The organism is Gemmobacter nanjingensis (genome assembly GCF_014652195.1).
GTDB lineage: Bacteria > Pseudomonadota > Alphaproteobacteria > Rhodobacterales > Rhodobacteraceae > Gemmobacter > Gemmobacter caeni.
This window is the reverse complement of the sequence record NZ_BMYI01000025.1, coordinates 22,554-41,025: the sequence shown is the minus strand read 5'-3', so window position 1 is coordinate 41,025 and position 18,472 is coordinate 22,554. Positions and strand designations below refer to the sequence as shown.

The window sequence follows — 18,472 nt, the reverse complement described above, 5'->3', positions numbered from 1 at the left end:
GGACGTGCGACCCGAAAATCAGGCGCGACCGAGTTATCCACAAAAAACCCGCACAACAGACTGACCAAACAACAGAATCACCCCAGAAAAGCCAGACGATGCACGCGCCCAAGCCCCCCCAACACCCCAACGCGAGTCACACCTCGACCCAATACCGTCAGGCGCGGCATCACTGATGCCTCGCTCCCGGTGGCTCAGCCTGCTCCCCACATCTGTTGCGTCAGACGGTGATCCCGTAAGCTCCGCGCAGAACGCCCGCCGGGAGATCTGCATGTGCAACCTCTATGCGCAAACAAAGTCACAGGACGACATCCATCACGCGCTGCGGGAGATCACCGATGACGATGCGGTCATCGAGGATCTGACGGGCAATCTGCCCTCCCTGCCCGGCATCTGGCCGGATTATGCCGCGCCGATCCTGCGGCACGGGGCGCACGGCTACCATATATCCATGGGACGCTGGGGTATGCCGACGCCGCCGCAATTCCTCACCGGCAGAAAGGTTGATCCCGGCGTCACCAATATCCGCAACCTTGACTCACCGCATTGGCGGCGCTGGCTGGCGGTGCCGCATCGCTGCCTGGTTCCGTTTAGCAGCTTCGCCGAACCCGACAGCCGCCCCGGCCCGATGCGCGGGAAACCCGTCTGGTTTACCCTTGGCCGCGAACCGCCAGTGGCCTTCTTTGCCGGTATCCGCACCGAATGGACCTCAACGCGAAAGCTGAAGGAGGGCGCCGTGACTGTGGACGCCTTTGCCTTCCTGACCTGCGCGCCCAACCGCGAGGTGGCAGACATCCACCCCAAGGCCATGCCGGTCATCCTGACCCGGCCAGAGGACTGGCGCATTTGGCTGACAGCCCCGTTCGAACGTGCCCGCCGCCTGCAACAGCCCCTGCCCGATGGCGAGCTGGAAATCCTGCCAGAAGGTTCGTCCGCAGAGTTCGGCTGACCCAAGGGACACGACCAGCCCCTCCAGGCATGCCCGCAGCGCACAAAAGTTAGCCAACTGGCAAAGTTTTCCTTGCCAAATCTTGTTGAAAGATCATTGTTAGCCACATGGCTAAGTATGATTCTGACCTCTCTCTGCTGTTCCACGCCCTGTCAGACCCGACCCGCCGGACGCTTCTGACGCGGCTGGCGGCCGGGCCTGCGCCGGTGACGGAGCTTGCGGCCCCGACCGGGCTGCGTCTGCCGACCGTGATGCGGCATCTTTCGGTGCTGGAGGAGGCAGGGCTGATCGCCACGTCCAAGGACGGTCGCGTGCGCTCCTGCGCCATCGTGCCCGAGGCGCTGGCGCCGGTTCGTACCTGGCTGGATGAACAACGCAACATCTGGGAAAGCCGCCTCGACCGGCTTGATTCTTATGTCATGAAGATCATGGAGGAACGCGCGAAATGACCACCGATCTCGACCCCGATACCGATCTGAGCTTTACCCGCACCCTTGCCGCCCCCCGCCAACTGATCTGGGAATGCTGGACGCAGCCGCGCCATATCCCGCATTTCTTCATCCCCTCCCCGCACAAGGTGACGGCGGTGGATATCGACCTGCGGGTCGGGGGCCGCTTCAACACCACCTTCGAGGTGGAAGGCAACGTGATGGACAATCGCGGCGTTTATCTGGAGGTGGTGCCGGGCGAGAAGCTTGTTTTTACAGATGCTTATACCGAGGGGTGGAAACCCGCGCCGGAGCCGTTCATGACAGCGATCCTGTTGCTGTCGGATGCCCCGGATGGCGGCACGACCTATACGGCCATCGCCCGTCACCGCAATCCCGAGACCCGCAAGTCGCATGAGGCCATGGGCTTCTTCGATGGCTGGGGCACGGTCGCGACCCAACTCGAAGCCTATGCGCGCGGGCTGATTTGATGGGCCGCTTTGCCACGCTGCATTTCGAACGGCAGGTTGCGGCACCCGTCGCGACCCTGTGGCAGACCTGGACCGCACCCGCCGCACGCGCGGTCTGGGCGGCCCCCACGCCCACCGTCTCGGTTGAGTTTCTGGAAGCTGACAGCCGGACCGGCGGGCGCGAAATCTCCCTGTGCAAGGTCGACGGACAACCTGACATCCGCTGCGAGGTCGGCTGGCTGGACATGCAGCAGGCACAGCGCAGCGTGAACTACGAGGTCGTTTCCGTTGATGGCGTGGTGCAATCGGCAGCCATGGTCACGGCAGATTTCACCCCCGAGGGCGAAGGCTCCCACCTCTCGGTCACGGTGCAGCTTTCCTTGATGGCAGGGGATATGGAGGCAGGCTATCGACAGGGCTTCGATGCCGGGCTTGGCAATCTCGCAGCGACCGCCGAACGGACCATGGTGATCCGGCGGACGATCAGGGCGCCGCGGCAACTGGTCTGGGACACCTGGGTAAACCCGGACACCTTACCGCAATGGTGGGGACCAGAGGGGTTTTCCTGCCGTACCAAACGGATCGACCTGCGGTCGGGCGGAGAGTGGGTGTTTGACATGATCGGGCCGGACGGCACGGTTTTCCCCAACCATCACCGCTATGGCGAACTTCGACAGCCCGAGCGGCTGGGCTATACGCTGCTCTGGGGCGAAAACGGGCCGAAACACGCCGACGCCTGGGCCCAGTTCGACGAGACGGATGGCACGACAACCGTCACGCTGGCGATGATCTTCAGTTCGGCGGCCGAGTTCCAGCAGGCCAAAGGCTTTGGCGCCATCGAACTTGGCTTGCAGACCTTGGGAAAACTGGCCCGGCAGATCGGTGCGCCGTAAACCACGCCCGCGCAGCCGGGTCAGCCCGAGGCCTTGGCGATGTCGACGGTGACGCGCACATCACATTTGCCCAGCCCCGCCGCGTCGATCACGGCCTGCGAAGCCCCCTGTGCCCGCACCTTCAACTGCACTTCGATGCGGGCAAGGCGCGGGTCAACCAGCCGCGCGTCATAGGTGACACCAATGTCCACCAGCGAGGACGCGCCCGACTGACTCACCGCGGGCCCCTTCCCCGTGAAACGGGTGTCATCCACGCGGCTCCAGTCGATTGTGCGGGCCGCGCCTTCCATGCGGAACCTGTCCGGATGGAAGGCACCGTTCCAGACGATATCCCGCGGGAAGACCAGCGCATCGGTCACCGGGTCCAGCGCCGCATCCAGACCGGCCGGGCAGTGCGAAACCTGCCTGCCGGTCACGGTGCCGATCCATTTGCCATCCTCCGGCACCATCACATCGAAAAGCTCCAGCGGGCATTCCCCGTCGCCACCGGCGGCAAGGTCGATCTCGCGCAGGGACAGGCTGCTCCAGATATAATCGCCGTCAAAGCGCACAAGCGTCGTGCTGCCAGCAGGTGCGGCGGTGCCCAGAACGACTTCGGCCTCTTCCATCGTCACCGCCGCCAGTGCGCAGCGGCAACCGCCCGCGCCGCAATCCGCGACAACCAGCTTTTCCTGCGCCAGCGCGGGGGGCGCCGCCAGGAGGGTGACAATACACAGGGCAAGACGGGTCATTCGGGGCTCCATCCGGGGACAAGCGTGGAAATCGGGTCGTCGCTGGCCGGCCGGAACGCGACACCCCCGAAAGAGGGTGCCTTGGCCATCGACAGGCTGGGCAGAATCACGGCCATTGCTCCATCGGTCACAGCGTCTGTCTCCCCGAAGACGCACAGCGGCCCCAGCGCGCTTTCCTCGCATGGACCGTTCTGCGCCAGCCATTGCAGCGGATTGAGCACCAGCATCCTGTCATCCGGCCCCGTCAACGTGACACCTGGAAAGCGTGCCCTCACCCCGGCAGCCGTTTCCGCGAAGAACGCCTCCTCCGCCTGCCATCCGTCTGGCAGATTAAATGACAGGCCGGTCGCGGCATCTTTATAGGGGGTGGCACCCGGCAGAGGCACCGGCTCGGCAGGGGGAGCATCCTCGCCCATTCCCGCCTGTTCAAAGCCCACCGGAATCTCGAACGTCCGAACCCCGTCTGGGGTTACCTCGATCTCGGCAGCGAAATACATCCCCCCGGCAGCAAGCCCCTCGACCTGCCAGCGTCCGGGGTAAAGCGTGGTCTCCCACGCCCCGGAAAAGGCTTCGGGCATCGCCACGGCCTCGGGCGCGGAAGCCAGGGGTGTGAGCGGCACCGCGCTCCACGAGACCGGATCATTTTCGTATCCGGACGGGGGCGAAATCCGCACCGGGGTCTGGACGGGAACGCCTGCATCACTCCCCACCTCCAGCGGCATGGAAAAGATGACACGACGGTCGGCGCTGCGACCAAGAACGTAGCGCAGCACATAGCGCCCCGGAGCGTCTGGCGCCACCATGCTGCCCGCACCTTCGGGGCGATCCCCCGGCTCTATGGTTTCCGCGACATAGAAATATGAGAGATCCCCGGATGTGTCCTCTTGCCCCTCGGGCACGATCGCGACCCAGTCATCCGCTCCGGCGGGACCAGCCCACAGCACGGTGAACGGCTCCCCCGGCAGAACCGGCCCCGTCGGCGTCAGGCGCGCGGTCACATTGGCGCCGATCGCGACATAGGGCGAGGTCAGGCCCGGAACACCCGGCTTCATGCCCGACACGAAACCATCGGCAACGGGATAGACATCGGGACGAAACTCGGTGCCTGGCCGGAACGCAAAACAACGTGCATGCTCCACAAAGAAGCTGCCGACGGGTTCGAAACGCCATGACCCGCAGGCGCCGTCAGCCTCGCAGATGGCGCGACAGGCTTCGGCGGTGCCGTCTGCCGGAAAGTCGAAAGCGGCGGGTTCCGGCAGATCGGGGCCAAAACTCTGGCCTGTCGTGGCAATGGCGAAACCGGGCATCCAGACATCGCCGGGGAAATGGCGCGCCGGGGCATCGGGCTCCGGCTCGGGCAAAGGTTCCGGCGCTGGAAGTTCTGCCCCGCTCACCGCCTGCTCCAGCGCGCCTGCAAGGCCCCCGGCATCCGAGGCCTCGATATAGCGCCCGCCGGTATTGTCGGCGATACAGGCGACCTCCGCCGCCTCATCGCGAGTGAGGCCAAAGCCGATGACATGCGCGGTGAAATCGACGCCGGACTGTTCCAGCTCGGTGGCCAGCGCGCAGGGGTCGGCCTCGCAGGTTTCGATCCCGTCGGTCACAAGCACCACGGTTGCAGGTTCCTCCGTGCTGCGCAATGCTTCGGCCGCCTGTCGCACGGCCTCGGTCAACGGGGTCTTGCCCTGAAACCGCATCGTCCGGACCGCATCGAGGATCGCCGTCGCGCTGCCGGCCTCGGGCGCCACCATCAGTTCGATATCCGCGCAATTGCCGCGTTCCCGGTGCCCGTAGGCCATCAGTCCCAGCACCCGGTCGGCGGGCATATCCGCCAGAACATCGGCCACCACCTCGCGCGCAATCTCCAGCTTGGGTCGCCCGTCGATCTGCCCCCACATCGAGCCCGACCCGTCCATCACGATCAGCGTGCGGCTTTGGGCCATGGCAGGCACAGCCAGGCCAAGCGCAAGAAGCGTCGCGCACAGACGATGACAAATCAGGGGCATGGCGGTCTCCGGCTCATGGTCATGCGCGATCATGCTGCGAGAATGCCCGCGCGTCTTGGGCCGAGCGGCAGTGAATGCGGGTCAGACGGAACCCTGCCCCCCGTCGCGCAACCGCTGGAGAGCAAGATTGCGCGTTTCAGTCGGGGTCTGTCCGAAAGCCTGCCGGAACCGCTGATTGAACCAGGAGAGGTCACCAAACCCCGCTTCAGCGGCAATCCGGCTGACCGGCAGCCCATGTTGCATCGGGTCAGACAGGCGCCGACAGGCCAGCATCAGACGCCTGCTCAGGACGTGATCCGTGAACGAGGTCCCCTCATCGGCAAAAAGTGCCCGCAGATAGCGCGGCGAGATTCCATGACGCCCCGCTATCCAGCCGGACGAAAGATCCGGGCTGGTCAGGTGCCGCTCGATGTCCGCCCTGATGGCCCGCAACCGCGCAACGCGCGCGCCCCGTCCCCGCGCGATCTGTTCGGTTTCACGGTCGGCCCCGATCGCCAGCATCACCAGATCCTGAAGATGCGTGCCGCATTGTTCCAGATCGGATGTCGACAACTGCGCCGCCTCGGCGTGGATGGCACGGGCATAGGCCAGCATCAGTCGCCATTGCGGTGTCAGCGAGATCTGCGCCCGGAGTGCAAGCCTGTCGCCCGCCGGTGCCAGCAGCGCACGCGGAAGCGACAGGTAGAAGGCATGCGCGCCCTGCCCCTCAAACCGGGCGACGCCCGGCTCCCCGGTCGGATCAAGGTAGATCGAGCCCACCGCGCAGGCCTGCTCGTTGCCGCCCCGCTGACGAATGGTGAAGCCGCCGGAAAACGGGATATGCAGCAGGATATTGTCACCCGTTCCCGCCGCCAGCGCCAGGGTCCGGCTGGTCACGCAGGCGGAATGGCTGGTATCGGCAAAGACCGCCTGCCCGATCAGCGCAATCGAGGTGCGCGAGGCGAAATCCTCGCCCGTCGGCGCAACCATCAGCTGACAGACCTGCGCGCAGGCCGCTTCGAATTCAGCAATCCGCTGGCCGGGGTCCAGCGCATTGGTGTCGAGTTGGAAATGGGTCATGGCAAGCAGGGACTTTCGGCAACCCCCAAAGCCTTGCCTGCGGAAATGAAGCTGTCAACCGATCCCCGCGACACAGGCCGCGCGGGTTCTGGGATTTGCCCGCCTGTTCCGGCAAAAAAGAAACCTGTTCCCCTCTGGCACGGGATCGGGTGCAGATATTCCCGCCGCCGCGCTGAAGGGATTCAACTGCGGGCGCGCACAGCCAAAGGCCAAGAAAATATCCCGGCAAAATACCCAAGGAGGCAGGATTGGTTCCTTGATCATCCGACAAGAACCCATGAAATGAGAACAAAAGCCTCCTTCAGCGAGAGAACCCCGATGACCCGTCTTGCCTTTGTTCCTCTTTCAGGCCTCGCCGCGCTGTTTGCCAGCACTGCTTTCGCAGCCGATCTTGGCCCGCTGGTCACCCCTGCGGAGCTGGCCGCCGCCAGCGCCGACGCGCCGATCATCCTCGACATCCGCGCCAAGGGCTATGCCGAGGGCCATATCGAAGGCGCGGTTTCCGCGCCCTACGGCCTGTTCCGCGGCCCCGAGGAGAATCCGGGCGCCGTCCCCCCGGTCGAGAAGCTGGAAGAAACCTATGAATCGCTGGGCCTCGATCCGGCGCGGCCGGTGGTCATCGTGTCGCAGGGCGATACCGATACCGATTTCGGTGCCGCCGCGCGGGTTTACTGGACGCTGAAAAGCTCGGGCTTTACCGAACTTTCGGTGCTGAACGGCGGGGCGACAGCATGGGCCAATGCCGGGCTGCCGATCTCGACCACCGCCGTGACCCCGGCGCCGACCGACCTGACGATCACCTGGAACGATACCTGGACCGCCGATACTGCGGCTGTCAGCGATGTCGTCGCGGGCAAAAGCAAGGCCATCCTTGTCGATGCACGTCCGCCCGCCTTCTTTGAAGGCAAGAAGGCCGCTCCCGCCGCGGCCCGTCCGGGCACGCTGCCCGGCGCGCAGAATCTGCCTTACACCGAATTCTTCCGCGCGGGCGCCACGGCGATCAACCCGACCGGCGATGTGGCGGCGCTGAAGGCGCGGCTGGGCATCGGCGCGAATGACGAGGTGGTGTCCTTCTGCAACACCGGCCATTGGGCCGCGACCGACTGGTTCGCGCTGTCCGAACTGGCTGGGATCGAGAATGTCCGGCTCTATCCCGCCTCGATGGTCGAATATTCCCATACCGATGGCGAGATGGCGAACCAGCCGGGGCTGTTCACCAACCTGCTCAATCAACTGACGGGCGGCAACTGATGTCCGCCGCTGGCACGGTTTCGGCACGGCCATCCGGTCAGGGCCTTTGGCGCGCGGGCCTGCTCGCGGGGGCGCTGGCGGCTGTGGCGTTGGTCGCGCTGTTCGTGGGCGCGCGCTACGGGTTGATGCTGGCCATCGGCCTCGGCTTCGGCATCACGCTGGAGGGGCTGCGCTTCGGCTTTGCCGGTCCGTGGAGGGCGATGATCCTGCGGCGCGAACCCGCCGGGGTGCTGGCGCAGCTTCTGGCCATCGCCCTTGTCGCGGTCGTGGCCATCCCGCTGCTCAGCAGCCATCCGGGGGAGCTGTCGGGGGCACAGGCGCCGATCGGCTGGGCCATGATCGGTGGCGCCTTTGCCTTCGGCGCAGCGATGCAGGTGGTGCTGGGCTGTGGCTCGGGCACGCTGGTCAATGCGGGCTCGGGCAATCCGGTCGGACTGCTGGCCCTGCCGTTCTTTGCCATCGGCAGTTTCGCCGGGGCCTATGGGCTGGTCTGGTGGACAAGCCTCGGTGCGCTGCCGGTGCTGACGCTCCGCGGCGGCTTCGGGCTTGGCGTGACGCTGGCAGGGCTGGCGCTGGTAGCCGGGCTGTTCTGGCTGCTTGGCAAACCCGGCACGCGGCGCCTGCCGACACGTTATGTCGTCGCGGCCCTGCTGCTTGCGGCCCTTGGCATCGGCAACCTGCTGGTCGCGGGCCAGCCCTGGGGCGTGGTCTACGGTCTGGGCCTTTGGGCTGCCAAGGGCGCCAGCGCCATGGGGGCGGATCTGTCCGGCTCTGCTTTCTGGAGCGCGCCGGGCTCGGTCGAGCGACTGCAAAGCTCTCTGCTGACCGATTATACCTCGCTGACCAATCTTGGCCTGATCGCCGGGGCGTTCGGTGTCGCCACATGGCGCAGCGGCGGCCTGTCACAGCCCTTGCCGCGCTATCCGGCCCGCGCCTGGATCGCCACGATCATCGCCGGGCTGCTGCTGGGCTATTCCTCGCGGCTGGCGTTTGGCTGTAATGTCGGCGCCTTCTTCTCGGGCATCTCGACCGGCAGCCTGCACGGCTGGGTCTGGTTCGCGGCCGCCTTCGCAGGGGCCTTTGTCGGCATCCGCATTCGCCCGATGGTCGGGCTGGAGGCACGCGCATGACCCGCCGTTTCACCGCGACGCTGATGGTCCTTGGCCTTGCCGGGCTGCTGGCCTTCGACCTCACGACCACACCCCCCAACCCTTACAAGGCACCCGTGGTCTTTGCCTTCGGCTCTGGCCTTGCCGCATCGGGCGGCTTCTGCGGAGCCTTGCCGAACTAAGGCCAAACCAGAAAGGCGCCCGGATCAAGCCTTGCAGACGATCCGGGCGCGGCTTCTGCACCTCTTTGCCAATACTCTTACGAGCCATTGATTTAACTTGATTATTTTGGCACCGCACGCGGATGATTTGGCGCCGCAGCCCCAGACACCACCCGCTTCGCCTGTTTAAGCTCTGCCCAGAGACGGCGGTCTGCCGTCGAGGGAGGAAGCCATGGAATACAAAATGCTCATCAACGGCAGGTTGGTGGCAGGCGAGCGCATGCTTGACGTCATCAACCCCGCCACCGAAGAGGTTTTCGCGCGCGTTCCGCACGCGACTGAAGCCCAACTTGACGAGGCCGTCGCCGCCGCAGCGGCGGCGCAAAAGATCTGGGCGAGGACCACCATGGCCGAGCGCCGCGCCGTGATCGAGGATCTGGCCGCCGCCATCCGCGCCAATGCCGACGATCTGGCCCGCACCATCACCATGGAACAGGGCAAGCCCCTGCCCGAAGCGGCGGGCGAGGTGGAGTGGAGCCAAGGCTACCTGCTGCATACATCGACTCTGCAGCTGCCCGACCGGATCATTCAGGACGATGCGCAATTTCGCATCGAGACCCGGCACAAACCGCTGGGCGTGGTCGGCGCCATCGTCGCATGGAATTTCCCGCTGCTGCTGGCCTGCTGGAAAATCGGGCCTGCGCTGATGGCCGGGAATGCCATCATCCTCAAACCCGCACCGACAACACCCGTCACCACGCTGAAGCTGGGCGAGATCTGCGCCCGTATCCTGCCCGCGGGGCTGGTCAACATCCTGACCGACAACAATGATCTCGGCCCGAAGATGACCACCCATCCGGGCATCGCCAAGATCGGCTTCACCGGATCGTCTCAGACCGGCAAGCGCATCATGGCCAGCGCCGCCGACACGATGAAGCGCGTGACGCTGGAAATGGGCGGCAATGACCCGACCATCGTGCTGCCCGATGTCGACGTGCGCGCGACCGCCGAAAAAGTTTATGGCGGGGCTTTCTTCAACGCGGGTCAGGTCTGCCTCGCGATCAAGCGCGCCTATGTGCATGACGCGATCTATGACGATTTCTGCGACGCGCTGGCCGACATCGCCAGGGCCGCCGTGGTGGATGACGGGCTGAAGCAGGGCACCACCGTCGGCCCCATCCAGAACAAGGCGCAGTTCGAGAAGGTGAAGGGCTATCTGGAAGATGCCCGCACCAGCGGCCGCATCATTGCCGGGGGCGAGTTGCGCACTGGCAAGGGCTATTTCATCAGCCCGACCATTGTGCGTGATGTAACCGACGGCCAGCGTATCGTGGACGAGGAACAGTTCGGCCCGATCCTGCCGGTGATCCGCTTCAGCGATGTGAATGACGTGATCGCGCGGGCCAATGCCTCCGAATACGGGCTGGGCGGGTCTGTCCATTCCGCCGATCTGGACAAGGCAACCGAAATCGCGGGCCAGATCGACTCTGGCACGATCTGGGTGAATCAGCAGCTCAACATCGGGCCGCATATTCCGATGGCGGGCTTCAAGGGCTCGGGCCTCGGGGTGGAACAGTCTGTCGAAGGGCTGGCCGAATACACCCAGATGCAGGTTCTGAACGTCGCGCGCGGCTGAGGCCACCATTGACGGCTCCGCCTGCCCGGCCCGCCGGGCGGGCCTTGCCCTTTCCGGAGATCAAACATGTCTCATGCAATGGCGGCAGGCGCTGCCCCGAAAGACGGGCTGTCGCATGTCACCGGCCCCGGGGAACCACCGCTAAAACAGGCCACCATCCCGCAGCTTCTGCGCGAGGCGGTCGCCAGCCATAGTGATGCCGAGGCGCTGGTGTTCTGCGAAACAGGCAAGCGGCTGACCTATCGGGCTTTCGCGCAAGAGGTGGACCGCTGCGCCGCCGGTTTACTGTCACTCGGGGTGACGCAGGGCGACCGGGTCGGTATCTGGTCACCCAACCGGCTGGAATGGGTGCTGACGCAATTCGCCACCGCCCGCATCGGCGCCATTCTGGTAAACATCAATCCGGCCTACCGTCTGTCGGAACTCGACTATGCGCTGAACAAGGTTGGCTGCCGCGTGCTGATCACGGCCCGTTCGTTCAAAAGCTCGGATTATGTGGCAATGATCCGCGAACTGGCCCCGGAACTGGGCCGTGAGGGGCCCTTGGCCTGCTCCCGCCTGCCGGAGTTGCGGCATATCGTGGTCATGGGCGATGACGCGTCCTCCGGCATGATCGCCTTCACCGATCTGACCGGCCGCGCCACCCCTGCCCTTCTGGCGCGGCTGGACGGCATCGAGGTCGGGCTTACGCCTTCGGACCCGATCAACATCCAGTTCACCTCGGGCACCACTGGCATGCCCAAGGGCGCCACACTGTCGCATTTCAACATCGTCAACAACGCGCGTTTCGTGACCGACCGTATTGCTCTGACCTCAGCCGACCGGCTGGTCATTCCGGTGCCGCTTTATCATTGCTTCGGCATGGTGATGGGTGTGCTGGGCGCGGTCAGCAAGGGCGCGAAGATGATCTTCCCCGGCGAGGGCTTCACCCCGGCGCAGACGCTTGACGCCATCGCGGCGGAAGGTGCCACCGCCTGCTACGGCGTGCCCACCATGTTCGTTGCCATGTTGCAGGAACTGGATCGCCAGCACCGCGACCTGTCCACCCTGCGCACCGGCATCATGGCGGGGGCGCTGTGCCCCATCGAGGTGATGAAGCGCGTGAACCGCGACATGCACATGCGCGAGGTGACGATCTGCTATGGCATGACCGAAACCTCCCCCGTCTCGTTCCAAAGCTTTACCGACGATCCCACCGAAAAGCGCTGCGAAACCGTGGGCCGCATCCATCCGCATCTGGAGGTGAAGCTGGTGGACGCCGAGGGCAACACCGTGCCGGTGGGTGAAAAGGGTGAACTCTGGACCCGCGGCTATTCGGTGATGGCGGGCTACTGGGGCGACGAGGCCGCAACGGAGGCCAGTATCACAGACGGCTGGATGCACACCGGCGATCTGGGCGTGCTGGATGCGGAAGGCTTCTGCACAATCGTCGGACGGGTCAAGGACATGATCATCCGGGGCGGCGAGAACATCTACCCGCGCGAGATCGAGGAGTTCCTGATCCGCCACCCCGAGGTCAGCGATGTGCAGGTCTTCGGCATCCCCGACGATACTTTCGGGGAAGAGGTCTGCGCCTGGGTCGTGCTGAAACCCGGCAGCACGCTGATGGCAGAGGCATTGCGCGACCATTGCAAGGGCCAGATCGCGCATTTCAAGATCCCGCGCCATGTGCGGATCGTGACTGACCTGCCGCTGACCGCCACGGGCAAGCCGCAGAAATTCGTCATGCGCGACCGGATGCAGGAGATGCTGCGCAACGAGGCGGCTCAGAACGCGTGATCGTCCAGATGGCAGGCGATGCAGCGGCGGGTGGGACCAGAGGGCCTGCCCGCCGCATGTTCGTCGATATGGCAGCTCTGGCAAAGGCCATGGAACTGCGCCTCCAGCAGCGGGGCGACCTTCTGGTCGGTGACATGGCAGGCCATGCAGGGCGGCCCGGCCGTGCGGTCGACAAACTCATGGTGACAGGTCGCACAGGGTTTGCCGAAATGCGACTGATGGGTGAAGGTCATCGGCAGCACCGCAAGGCTGCCCCCGAAGCGGGCCGCGCGCTCCGGCAGTGGCTGGTCCATCGGCAATCCGGTGACGACCAGCGCCACCCCGGCCAGAAACAGCGCGGCCAGCAGCCATTTCACGGCATCACCTCACGCATCAGGACGAAGACGGCCACCGCCCCGCCACCGGCCCCCAGCCAGGCTGCAACCGGAACAGCGGATGCGCGCGGCCAGATCCGGCGACCAAAGGCGCAGGCCAGCGCAATGGCGGCCAGAGCCGCCGCCTGCCACCACAGAGGCAGATAAAAACCGCTCAACAGGACATGCAGCAGCGTTGCCGCCAGACAGGCCAGCGCAAGATGCCGGTGCAGCCTGCGAAAGCCGCGATAGCTCGGGTGCAGGCGCCGGCGATCAGGCATGCGGGCAAGGATGCTCAGCCCTGCCAGAAGCAACAGACCGGCAAGGCCCAGCCACATATGCAGGGGACCACCCGGCAACAGATAGAACCGCGCCACGGCATCGCCCGCGAGAAACCAGAACGCATGCAGACCGGCAATGGCCAGAACCCAGTAGCCCAGCAATTCATGCGGGCGCGGTGTGCCACGCGGGCCGGGGATCATCTGGAACAACAGACCCGCCAATGCCAGAAACCCCAGCGCATTGCCGAAGTCCCAGAACAGCCCGCCACTGCGCCACGGATCGGCCAGCGCCATGACCGCAAGGATCAGCAGCGCCGGAACCGCCCGTTCACGGCCAGGGATATTCCGCAATCTCGATGCCCAGATTGCGCAGATCCTCGACCACCTTGCGGCGATAGATCACGACATCGCCAACCGGCACCGCCCGACGGCGCGTCACCTCGGCCTCGGTGAAATGGCCGCTGCCATCAGACCACTGATCAAGAATATAGTTCATCACCTCCGCGATCTGAGCGTTGGTCATGTTGTTCCCGACCACGCCGGGCACATGCATGACGTAGTCACGACCGGATTCGATGCTGACGATATGGCCAACCGAATTGGGAAAGGCGGGAATGCCGCCTTCCACCGTGCCCAGCCCCTGCATGCCGTGGCAGCCGGAACAATGCAGCACATAGTTCGCACGGGGTGAGGTCGCGGTATTCCCCGCGACACCCGGTGCAGCCGTGGCCAGAACCAGAAGCGAAGCCAGCAGGGCCTGTTTCATCATGCTCTCACTCCGTCGGCGGGCGCAGGGCCTTCAGATCATCCTGCGTGGTCATGCTGGCGCGCATCTCGGCGATCTGGGCAGGCGTCACTGGCTGGTCGGTCTGGCCCAGATCAGACAGAACCCAGGTGGTGATCTGCGCCAGTTCCTCATCCGTGGTTCCGGCGACCGGCACCATGATCAGCCCCATATAGCGTTCGCCGTTCACGGTGATCGGCTTGGCGAAGCCCTTGGTGACGATGCCGCTGATATAGGTCGGCGCCTTGTCGCCCAGCGCCTGCCAGAAATCCGGCCGGTTCAGCGGCGGGGCCAGCCCCGGCGTTCCGATCCCGCCGGTATTATGGCAGGCGGCGCAATGCGCGTCGAACAGGGCCGCCCCCGCATCCTCGGCGGATGCGGGACCGGACAGGAGACCGGCAAGAGCGGCCACAAGGAGAACCGCGCGCATCAATCGGCCAGACCCACGACGACCGACACCGTACAATGATAGCCCTTGTCGGTATTGGCGGTGCACCAGTTGATGTCGTTGTAAAGACCCATGCGATAGCCGGGACGTTCGCCCTTGTTGTTGTTGCAGAAGGTCGCGCTGGGGATGAAGGGTTTGCCGCAGCAGTCATTGTAGCTGATGAGGTAGTCCTTGCCGTCATCGGGATTCGAGCAGGTGCCGACCCAGGACACCGCCGAAACGCTGCTGCCCGGCGGGCAGGAGGTCAGCGAGCCGCCGGAATCCTCGCACAGGAAACCGTCGATGGCGCAATGCCGCCAGTAGCTGCACGGATCCGCCGCGCCGCCTTCGGTCGAGGCGAAGGCCCGGCGGTCGAAAGGCAGCACCGGCACCGAGACGGCGGCGCCCAGCAGCGCCATGCCGGTGCGGGCGAGGAAGGACCGGCGGCCATTGCGGCGCGCGGAAGAACGGATATTCGCCTCAGTCGCACCATCGAGGCGCTTGAGGAATCTGTCAATGAAACGGGTCATGTCGGTTTCCTTCTTGATGTCACGATATGTCAGGAGGTCATCCCGGCCACAGCGGCCTGATAGGAGGGGATGCCGGTTTCAGAAGCGGTGAACAGGCTTTCAAGCTGTTCCCGGCTGTTCACGAGACCCTTGGCCGCCACCTTGCCATCCTTGTCGATGAGTACGGCGAAGGGCAGTTTCGAGACCTTGAAGCTCATCCCCAGCTCCGGGGACAGCACATAGGGGAAGGCTTCGAGGTTTTCGGCTTCAATCAGGCGGCGGTGCAGTTGCTCGCGCCCGTCCGAGGCCAGAACCACGTCGAGCCAGCCCTGTTCGTCAGCCTTGATGGATTTCAGCGCGGGCAGCAGCGCCTTGCAGATCGGGCAACTGGTCGACAGGAAAAACACCAGTTGCGAACGCCCCCCTGCCCGTCCGAGCGTCAGCCCAGGCCCGTTCAGGTTGGGCAAGGCCAGCGCCGGAACCTTGTCACCCAGCGCTGGCCCCGCATCCGAGATCATCGCGCCGACGGGCGAGACACGCTCGAACAGAATACCGATCTGGCGGGCCAGGGCGAAGATCACCGCAAGCTGGATCAGCACCACGACCCACAGCAGGATGTTCGAAAAGATCAGGAGGTTCATGCTAGAGGTCTCCCTGCCGGATATAGGGCAGATGCGAGGCAAGGCGCTCGATGATGGTATAGATGGCGACAAGGACCAGCGCGCCGGCAATGGCGATGGCAACATCGAACTTCGGCACCGGGGCCGCAGGCAGCATCGCCACCGACAGCGCCAGCAGGGTCAGCACGGCATTGCGGCCCAGCGTGAAGACCGACACGATTTGCGGCAGACCGCCGCAACCGCAGTCGATCCGGCTGCGGCCCTGCACCAGGGCCACTGCCATGATGGCCGCGTAGCCCGAGAACAGACCCGCCGCCAGAAACCCGCCGAAAGGACGCGAAACCGGCAGGATCAGCGCAAGGATCGTTGCCACCTCGACGCCGGTCAGCAGCCGAACCGCCGGGGCAGCCCAGGCTTCGGGCACCAGGCCGTAACCCTGTGCGAAACCCACGGTTTCCAGAAACCGTTCCACCTTGTGCCAGACCGCCCGCGCCAGCACGATGACCAGGAAGCTGGTCACCGTCACCGAAGCAAGAGAGGCAAGCGCCGCCATCTCAGTAATCCGTCGCGATCATCGTCGGGAAGAAGGCAGCCCCTTCCTTGGCGGCGCTTTCCGTCAGGCTGACGGTATCGCCCAGCGTCACATCGTAACGATGCAGCCCGCCCAGATGATCCACGCCGATCAGTTGCGGCACCTCGCCCGTGCTCACGGCGATATTGGTTTCGCCATGCGCAGCGCTGCGACCCACAACCTCACCGCTGGTCATGTTGATCGCCCAGATCTCTTCCGCCGGGTTCTTGTGCGTGCCGTCGCCCGCATTGGAATGCATCATCACGAACAGGGTTTTCGACGCGGCGTGATAGGCCATCAGCGTATAGCCAGAAGGCGCCCAGCCATCTTTTGCGAAGGCGATGGTGCGGCCCAGCACCGGCTTGTCGCCGCTGTCATCAACCTCCAGCAGCTTGCCGTCAAACGAGATGTAGACCAGCTTGCCGTCGATCCGCAGCGCGACACCGAAGATCGGCGCCGTATCGGCATCGAAGATCTTGTCCGATTTCGCCGGTTCGCTGACCGTGCCATCGGCGCCAACCGTGTATTTCACCAGAGAGCCATCACCGCAGATGGTGGTGAAGGCCAGCTCTTCAATGGAGGGATAGGCGGTCCAGCAGCCGGGGGTCGGCACCTCGACCAGATCCTTCCCCGCCGCCAGATCGACCACGTTGATCGAGGTCGCGGGCGTGGCATTCTGGACCAGCATGTATTTGCCATCCGCCGAAAGGTTCAGTGCGCCCTTCTGGCTAAGCGTCTGAGCCATCTTGTCGGACACCGTGAACTCGCGCCGCAGGTTCAGGGTTTGCGGGTCGTATTCCTCGATCACCGCCTCGATGGGGCCGCGGGTATAGCGCTTCATGTAGACCGAGCCGGTATAGATCGACTTGCCATCCCCACTCATCAGCATCTGGCTGAAGGTGCCCGCGCCGATATTGCCTTCGAGCGACAGGTCATCGGCGTTCAGCACGAAGACCGAACTGGACCCCGAGATGCCCATATCCATCAGATAGATATGATTTCCCTCGGAAATCCGCGCTTCGACGGCAAGGGTTTCGGGCTGGATGTCTTTTTCCTGTGCAAGAACCTGACCGCCGGTGGCGGCCAGAACCGAAAGCGAAAGCAGAAGATGGTGTTTCATTTGGCGACCTGCTGAAGTGACTAGGGGTTTCATGCGGCGGCGCGGTCCCGCCGGAATCCGGGGGGTGGGGCGGAGGAAGGGCTTTGCCGAAGCCATCCCGCCACGCGCGGCGGGTTCGGTCCGGTCAGACTCTGCACGTCCATTCTGTTCATCCTCGACCGCCTCCCCTCGGTTCTGGATGAAAACCAGATCACGGCAGCGCGGGCCGGGTCTTGGCCGGGTGCGCCAGAATTGCGGCCCCACGCGCCAAAAAAAACATTTCAGATCAATGTTCGATCAGGATTTGAAGATGGTCTTCATAGTAGCCGCCCGGCGAAAGCTGATAAAGCTGCCGGAAACTGCGGTTGAAGTGCGACAGATCACTGAACCCCGCGCGATAGGCCAGATCGGAAATCGCGGGCCGCTGTTTCTGCCGCGCCGCACGGCGCAGATGGCTGGCGACCAGCTTCATCCGGGCCTCGCAAAGCACGCGGGTAAAGGTGGTGCCATTGTCGCGGAAATCGCGTTGCAACTGACGGCGCGACATATGCACCAGCCCGGCGAGCCGCTCGATGGTGAAGTCGCTGTCGGGGACATGCCGCTCGATCGTGTCGCAGATGTAGCGGAACCGCCCGTGCCGGTCGCGGAACGACGCCGCGTCGCCCGGGCGTTCATCAGGGCGGAACATCATGGCAATGAAATCGAACAGATAATCGGCATGGGAATCGCCATGCCCCTCGCCGTTCATCAGCGCATCAAGACTGGGCCGCAGCGGATGCGCCCGGTCCATGCGCCGCCCGGTGACAGGACTGGCCCCCCGCCCTTCCAGGCAGAGGCTGCGTGGCAGATGCACCGACAGGAACGACGATGCCTTGCCGTCGAAACGCAGTTCGGCCGTGCGCGTCGAATCCATCAGCAGACTGTCGCCCGCCATCAACACCTCTTCCCGGCCATTATGGGCCACGCGCATCTCGCCGGATTTCTGCATCAGCAGGAAAAGATATTCGTGGTCGTCCCGGCGAATGCCCGCGCGCAGACGTTCGATCTGGTCGATCTCGCATTGCATGTCTGCGATATCGACCCCGTGACGGCGGCGCAGACTGAAGATTCCGACCGGCTTGCGGGTGTTCTTCACCGGCTTGCTATAGTAGTGGCCACAATTGTTGAGGATACAACTGTTCCACTCGTCGAAACACATCATGGCCTTTCCTCCCCAAAAAGGCTGCATGGTCATCGTGCCGGTTCCGGTGCCCTCGACGCCTCTTTGCGGGCGTGTTTTCAGGGAACGCAGGGAATCCGGGCGTTGCCGGGTATAGTGCGCTGGCCCGGGTCGGTGATCAATAGTGGAATGTAACC

Annotated in this window: 21 protein-coding genes; 9 read left to right on the top strand and 12 right to left on the bottom strand. The window is 64.5% G+C overall.

Features of this window, described 5'->3' with window-relative positions:
* Positions 1 to 271: 271 nt before the first annotated feature.
* The 4 genes from IE126_RS23035 (at position 272) to IE126_RS23020 (ending at position 2,740) form a co-directional block, all read left to right on the top strand.
* A complete protein-coding gene (locus IE126_RS23035; RefSeq protein ID WP_189382502.1) occupies positions 272 to 949 on the top strand; it encodes an SOS response-associated peptidase in 678 nt (225 codons plus the stop codon).
* A gap of 107 nt (positions 950 to 1,056) precedes the next feature.
* Complete coding sequence (locus IE126_RS23030) at positions 1,057 to 1,398, top strand: ArsR/SmtB family transcription factor (RefSeq protein ID WP_189382500.1); 342 nt, start codon at positions 1,057 to 1,059, stop codon at positions 1,396 to 1,398.
* Entirely contained in the window at positions 1,395 to 1,868 is a 474-nt protein-coding gene (locus tag IE126_RS23025) for an SRPBCC family protein (RefSeq protein WP_189382498.1), read from the top strand. The genes IE126_RS23030 and IE126_RS23025 overlap by 4 nt, the downstream gene beginning before the upstream one ends.
* Positions 1,868 to 2,740 carry an SRPBCC domain-containing protein gene (locus tag IE126_RS23020; protein WP_054303795.1) on the top strand — a complete coding sequence of 291 codons (873 nt, stop codon included), beginning with the start codon at positions 1,868 to 1,870 and terminating at the stop codon, positions 2,738 to 2,740. The genes IE126_RS23025 and IE126_RS23020 overlap by 1 nt, the downstream gene beginning before the upstream one ends.
* 20 nt (positions 2,741 to 2,760) lie before the next feature.
* Here IE126_RS23020 and IE126_RS23015 read toward each other — a convergent pair whose 3' ends face one another.
* The 3 genes from IE126_RS23015 to IE126_RS23005 all read right to left on the bottom strand — a co-directional run bounded on the left by IE126_RS23015 (position 2,761) and on the right by IE126_RS23005 (position 6,536).
* Positions 2,761 to 3,471 carry a hypothetical protein gene (locus IE126_RS23015; RefSeq protein WP_189382496.1) on the bottom strand — a complete coding sequence of 237 codons (711 nt, stop codon included), beginning with the start codon at positions 3,469 to 3,471 and terminating at the stop codon, positions 2,761 to 2,763.
* Positions 3,468 to 5,477 (bottom strand): vWA domain-containing protein, encoded by a 2,010-nt coding sequence (locus tag IE126_RS26130; protein ID WP_229825837.1) that lies wholly within the window; start codon positions 5,475 to 5,477, stop codon positions 3,468 to 3,470. Before IE126_RS26130 ends, IE126_RS23015 begins: the two co-directional genes overlap by 4 nt.
* A gap of 81 nt (positions 5,478 to 5,558) precedes the next feature.
* Positions 5,559 to 6,536, bottom strand: coding sequence for a helix-turn-helix transcriptional regulator (locus IE126_RS23005; RefSeq protein ID WP_189382494.1), 978 nt, complete (start codon positions 6,534 to 6,536; stop codon positions 5,559 to 5,561).
* Between the two features lie 318 nt (positions 6,537 to 6,854).
* Between IE126_RS23005 and IE126_RS23000 the strand changes: the two genes are divergently transcribed.
* From IE126_RS23000 to IE126_RS22980, 5 genes are all read left to right on the top strand, one after another.
* Complete coding sequence (locus IE126_RS23000; protein WP_189382493.1) at positions 6,855 to 7,787, top strand: sulfurtransferase; 933 nt, start codon at positions 6,855 to 6,857, stop codon at positions 7,785 to 7,787.
* Complete coding sequence (locus tag IE126_RS22995; RefSeq protein WP_189382491.1) at positions 7,787 to 8,917, top strand: YeeE/YedE thiosulfate transporter family protein; 1,131 nt, start codon at positions 7,787 to 7,789, stop codon at positions 8,915 to 8,917. Before IE126_RS23000 ends, IE126_RS22995 begins: the two co-directional genes overlap by 1 nt.
* Complete coding sequence (locus tag IE126_RS22990; protein ID WP_170120578.1) at positions 8,914 to 9,078, top strand: hypothetical protein; 165 nt, start codon at positions 8,914 to 8,916, stop codon at positions 9,076 to 9,078. Before IE126_RS22995 ends, IE126_RS22990 begins: the two co-directional genes overlap by 4 nt.
* A gap of 211 nt (positions 9,079 to 9,289) precedes the next feature.
* Positions 9,290 to 10,693: an aldehyde dehydrogenase family protein gene (locus tag IE126_RS22985; protein WP_308430004.1), complete on the top strand. Its 1,404-nt coding sequence runs from the start codon at positions 9,290 to 9,292 to the stop codon at positions 10,691 to 10,693.
* Positions 10,694 to 10,759: 66 nt separating this feature from the next.
* A complete protein-coding gene (locus IE126_RS22980) occupies positions 10,760 to 12,472 on the top strand; it encodes an AMP-binding protein (RefSeq protein ID WP_229825834.1) in 1,713 nt (570 codons plus the stop codon).
* Here IE126_RS22980 and IE126_RS22975 read toward each other — a convergent pair.
* From IE126_RS22975 to IE126_RS22935, 9 genes are all read right to left on the bottom strand, one after another.
* On the bottom strand, positions 12,460 to 12,828 hold the full coding sequence (locus tag IE126_RS22975; RefSeq protein ID WP_189382488.1) for a cytochrome c3 family protein: 369 nt from the start codon (positions 12,826 to 12,828) through the stop codon (positions 12,460 to 12,462). The two genes, IE126_RS22980 and IE126_RS22975, sit on opposite strands and share 13 nt — an antisense overlap.
* Positions 12,825 to 13,457: a hypothetical protein gene (locus tag IE126_RS22970; RefSeq protein WP_189382486.1), complete on the bottom strand. Its 633-nt coding sequence runs from the start codon at positions 13,455 to 13,457 to the stop codon at positions 12,825 to 12,827. The genes IE126_RS22975 and IE126_RS22970 overlap by 4 nt, the downstream gene beginning before the upstream one ends.
* Positions 13,435 to 13,875 (bottom strand): c-type cytochrome, encoded by a 441-nt coding sequence (locus IE126_RS22965; protein WP_189382485.1) that lies wholly within the window; start codon positions 13,873 to 13,875, stop codon positions 13,435 to 13,437. Before IE126_RS22965 ends, IE126_RS22970 begins: the two co-directional genes overlap by 23 nt.
* 4 nt (positions 13,876 to 13,879) lie before the next feature.
* Positions 13,880 to 14,320, bottom strand: coding sequence for a c-type cytochrome (locus IE126_RS22960; protein WP_189382483.1), 441 nt, complete (start codon positions 14,318 to 14,320; stop codon positions 13,880 to 13,882).
* On the bottom strand, positions 14,320 to 14,847 hold the full coding sequence (locus tag IE126_RS22955; RefSeq protein ID WP_054303806.1) for a methylamine dehydrogenase light chain: 528 nt from the start codon (positions 14,845 to 14,847) through the stop codon (positions 14,320 to 14,322). Before IE126_RS22955 ends, IE126_RS22960 begins: the two co-directional genes overlap by 1 nt.
* A 29-nt stretch (positions 14,848 to 14,876) precedes the next feature.
* Positions 14,877 to 15,467 carry a redoxin family protein gene (locus IE126_RS22950; RefSeq protein WP_054303807.1) on the bottom strand — a complete coding sequence of 197 codons (591 nt, stop codon included), beginning with the start codon at positions 15,465 to 15,467 and terminating at the stop codon, positions 14,877 to 14,879.
* Position 15,468: 1 nt separating this feature from the next.
* Positions 15,469 to 15,999: a MauE/DoxX family redox-associated membrane protein gene (locus IE126_RS22945; RefSeq protein WP_108130830.1), complete on the bottom strand. Its 531-nt coding sequence runs from the start codon at positions 15,997 to 15,999 to the stop codon at positions 15,469 to 15,471.
* A gap of 1 nt (position 16,000) precedes the next feature.
* Entirely contained in the window at positions 16,001 to 17,137 is a 1,137-nt protein-coding gene (locus IE126_RS22940) for an amine dehydrogenase large subunit (protein ID WP_189382481.1), read from the bottom strand.
* Positions 17,138 to 17,402: 265 nt separating this feature from the next.
* Entirely contained in the window at positions 17,403 to 18,317 is a 915-nt protein-coding gene (locus tag IE126_RS22935; protein WP_158640812.1) for a helix-turn-helix domain-containing protein, read from the bottom strand.
* Positions 18,318 to 18,472: the final 155 nt, after the last annotated feature.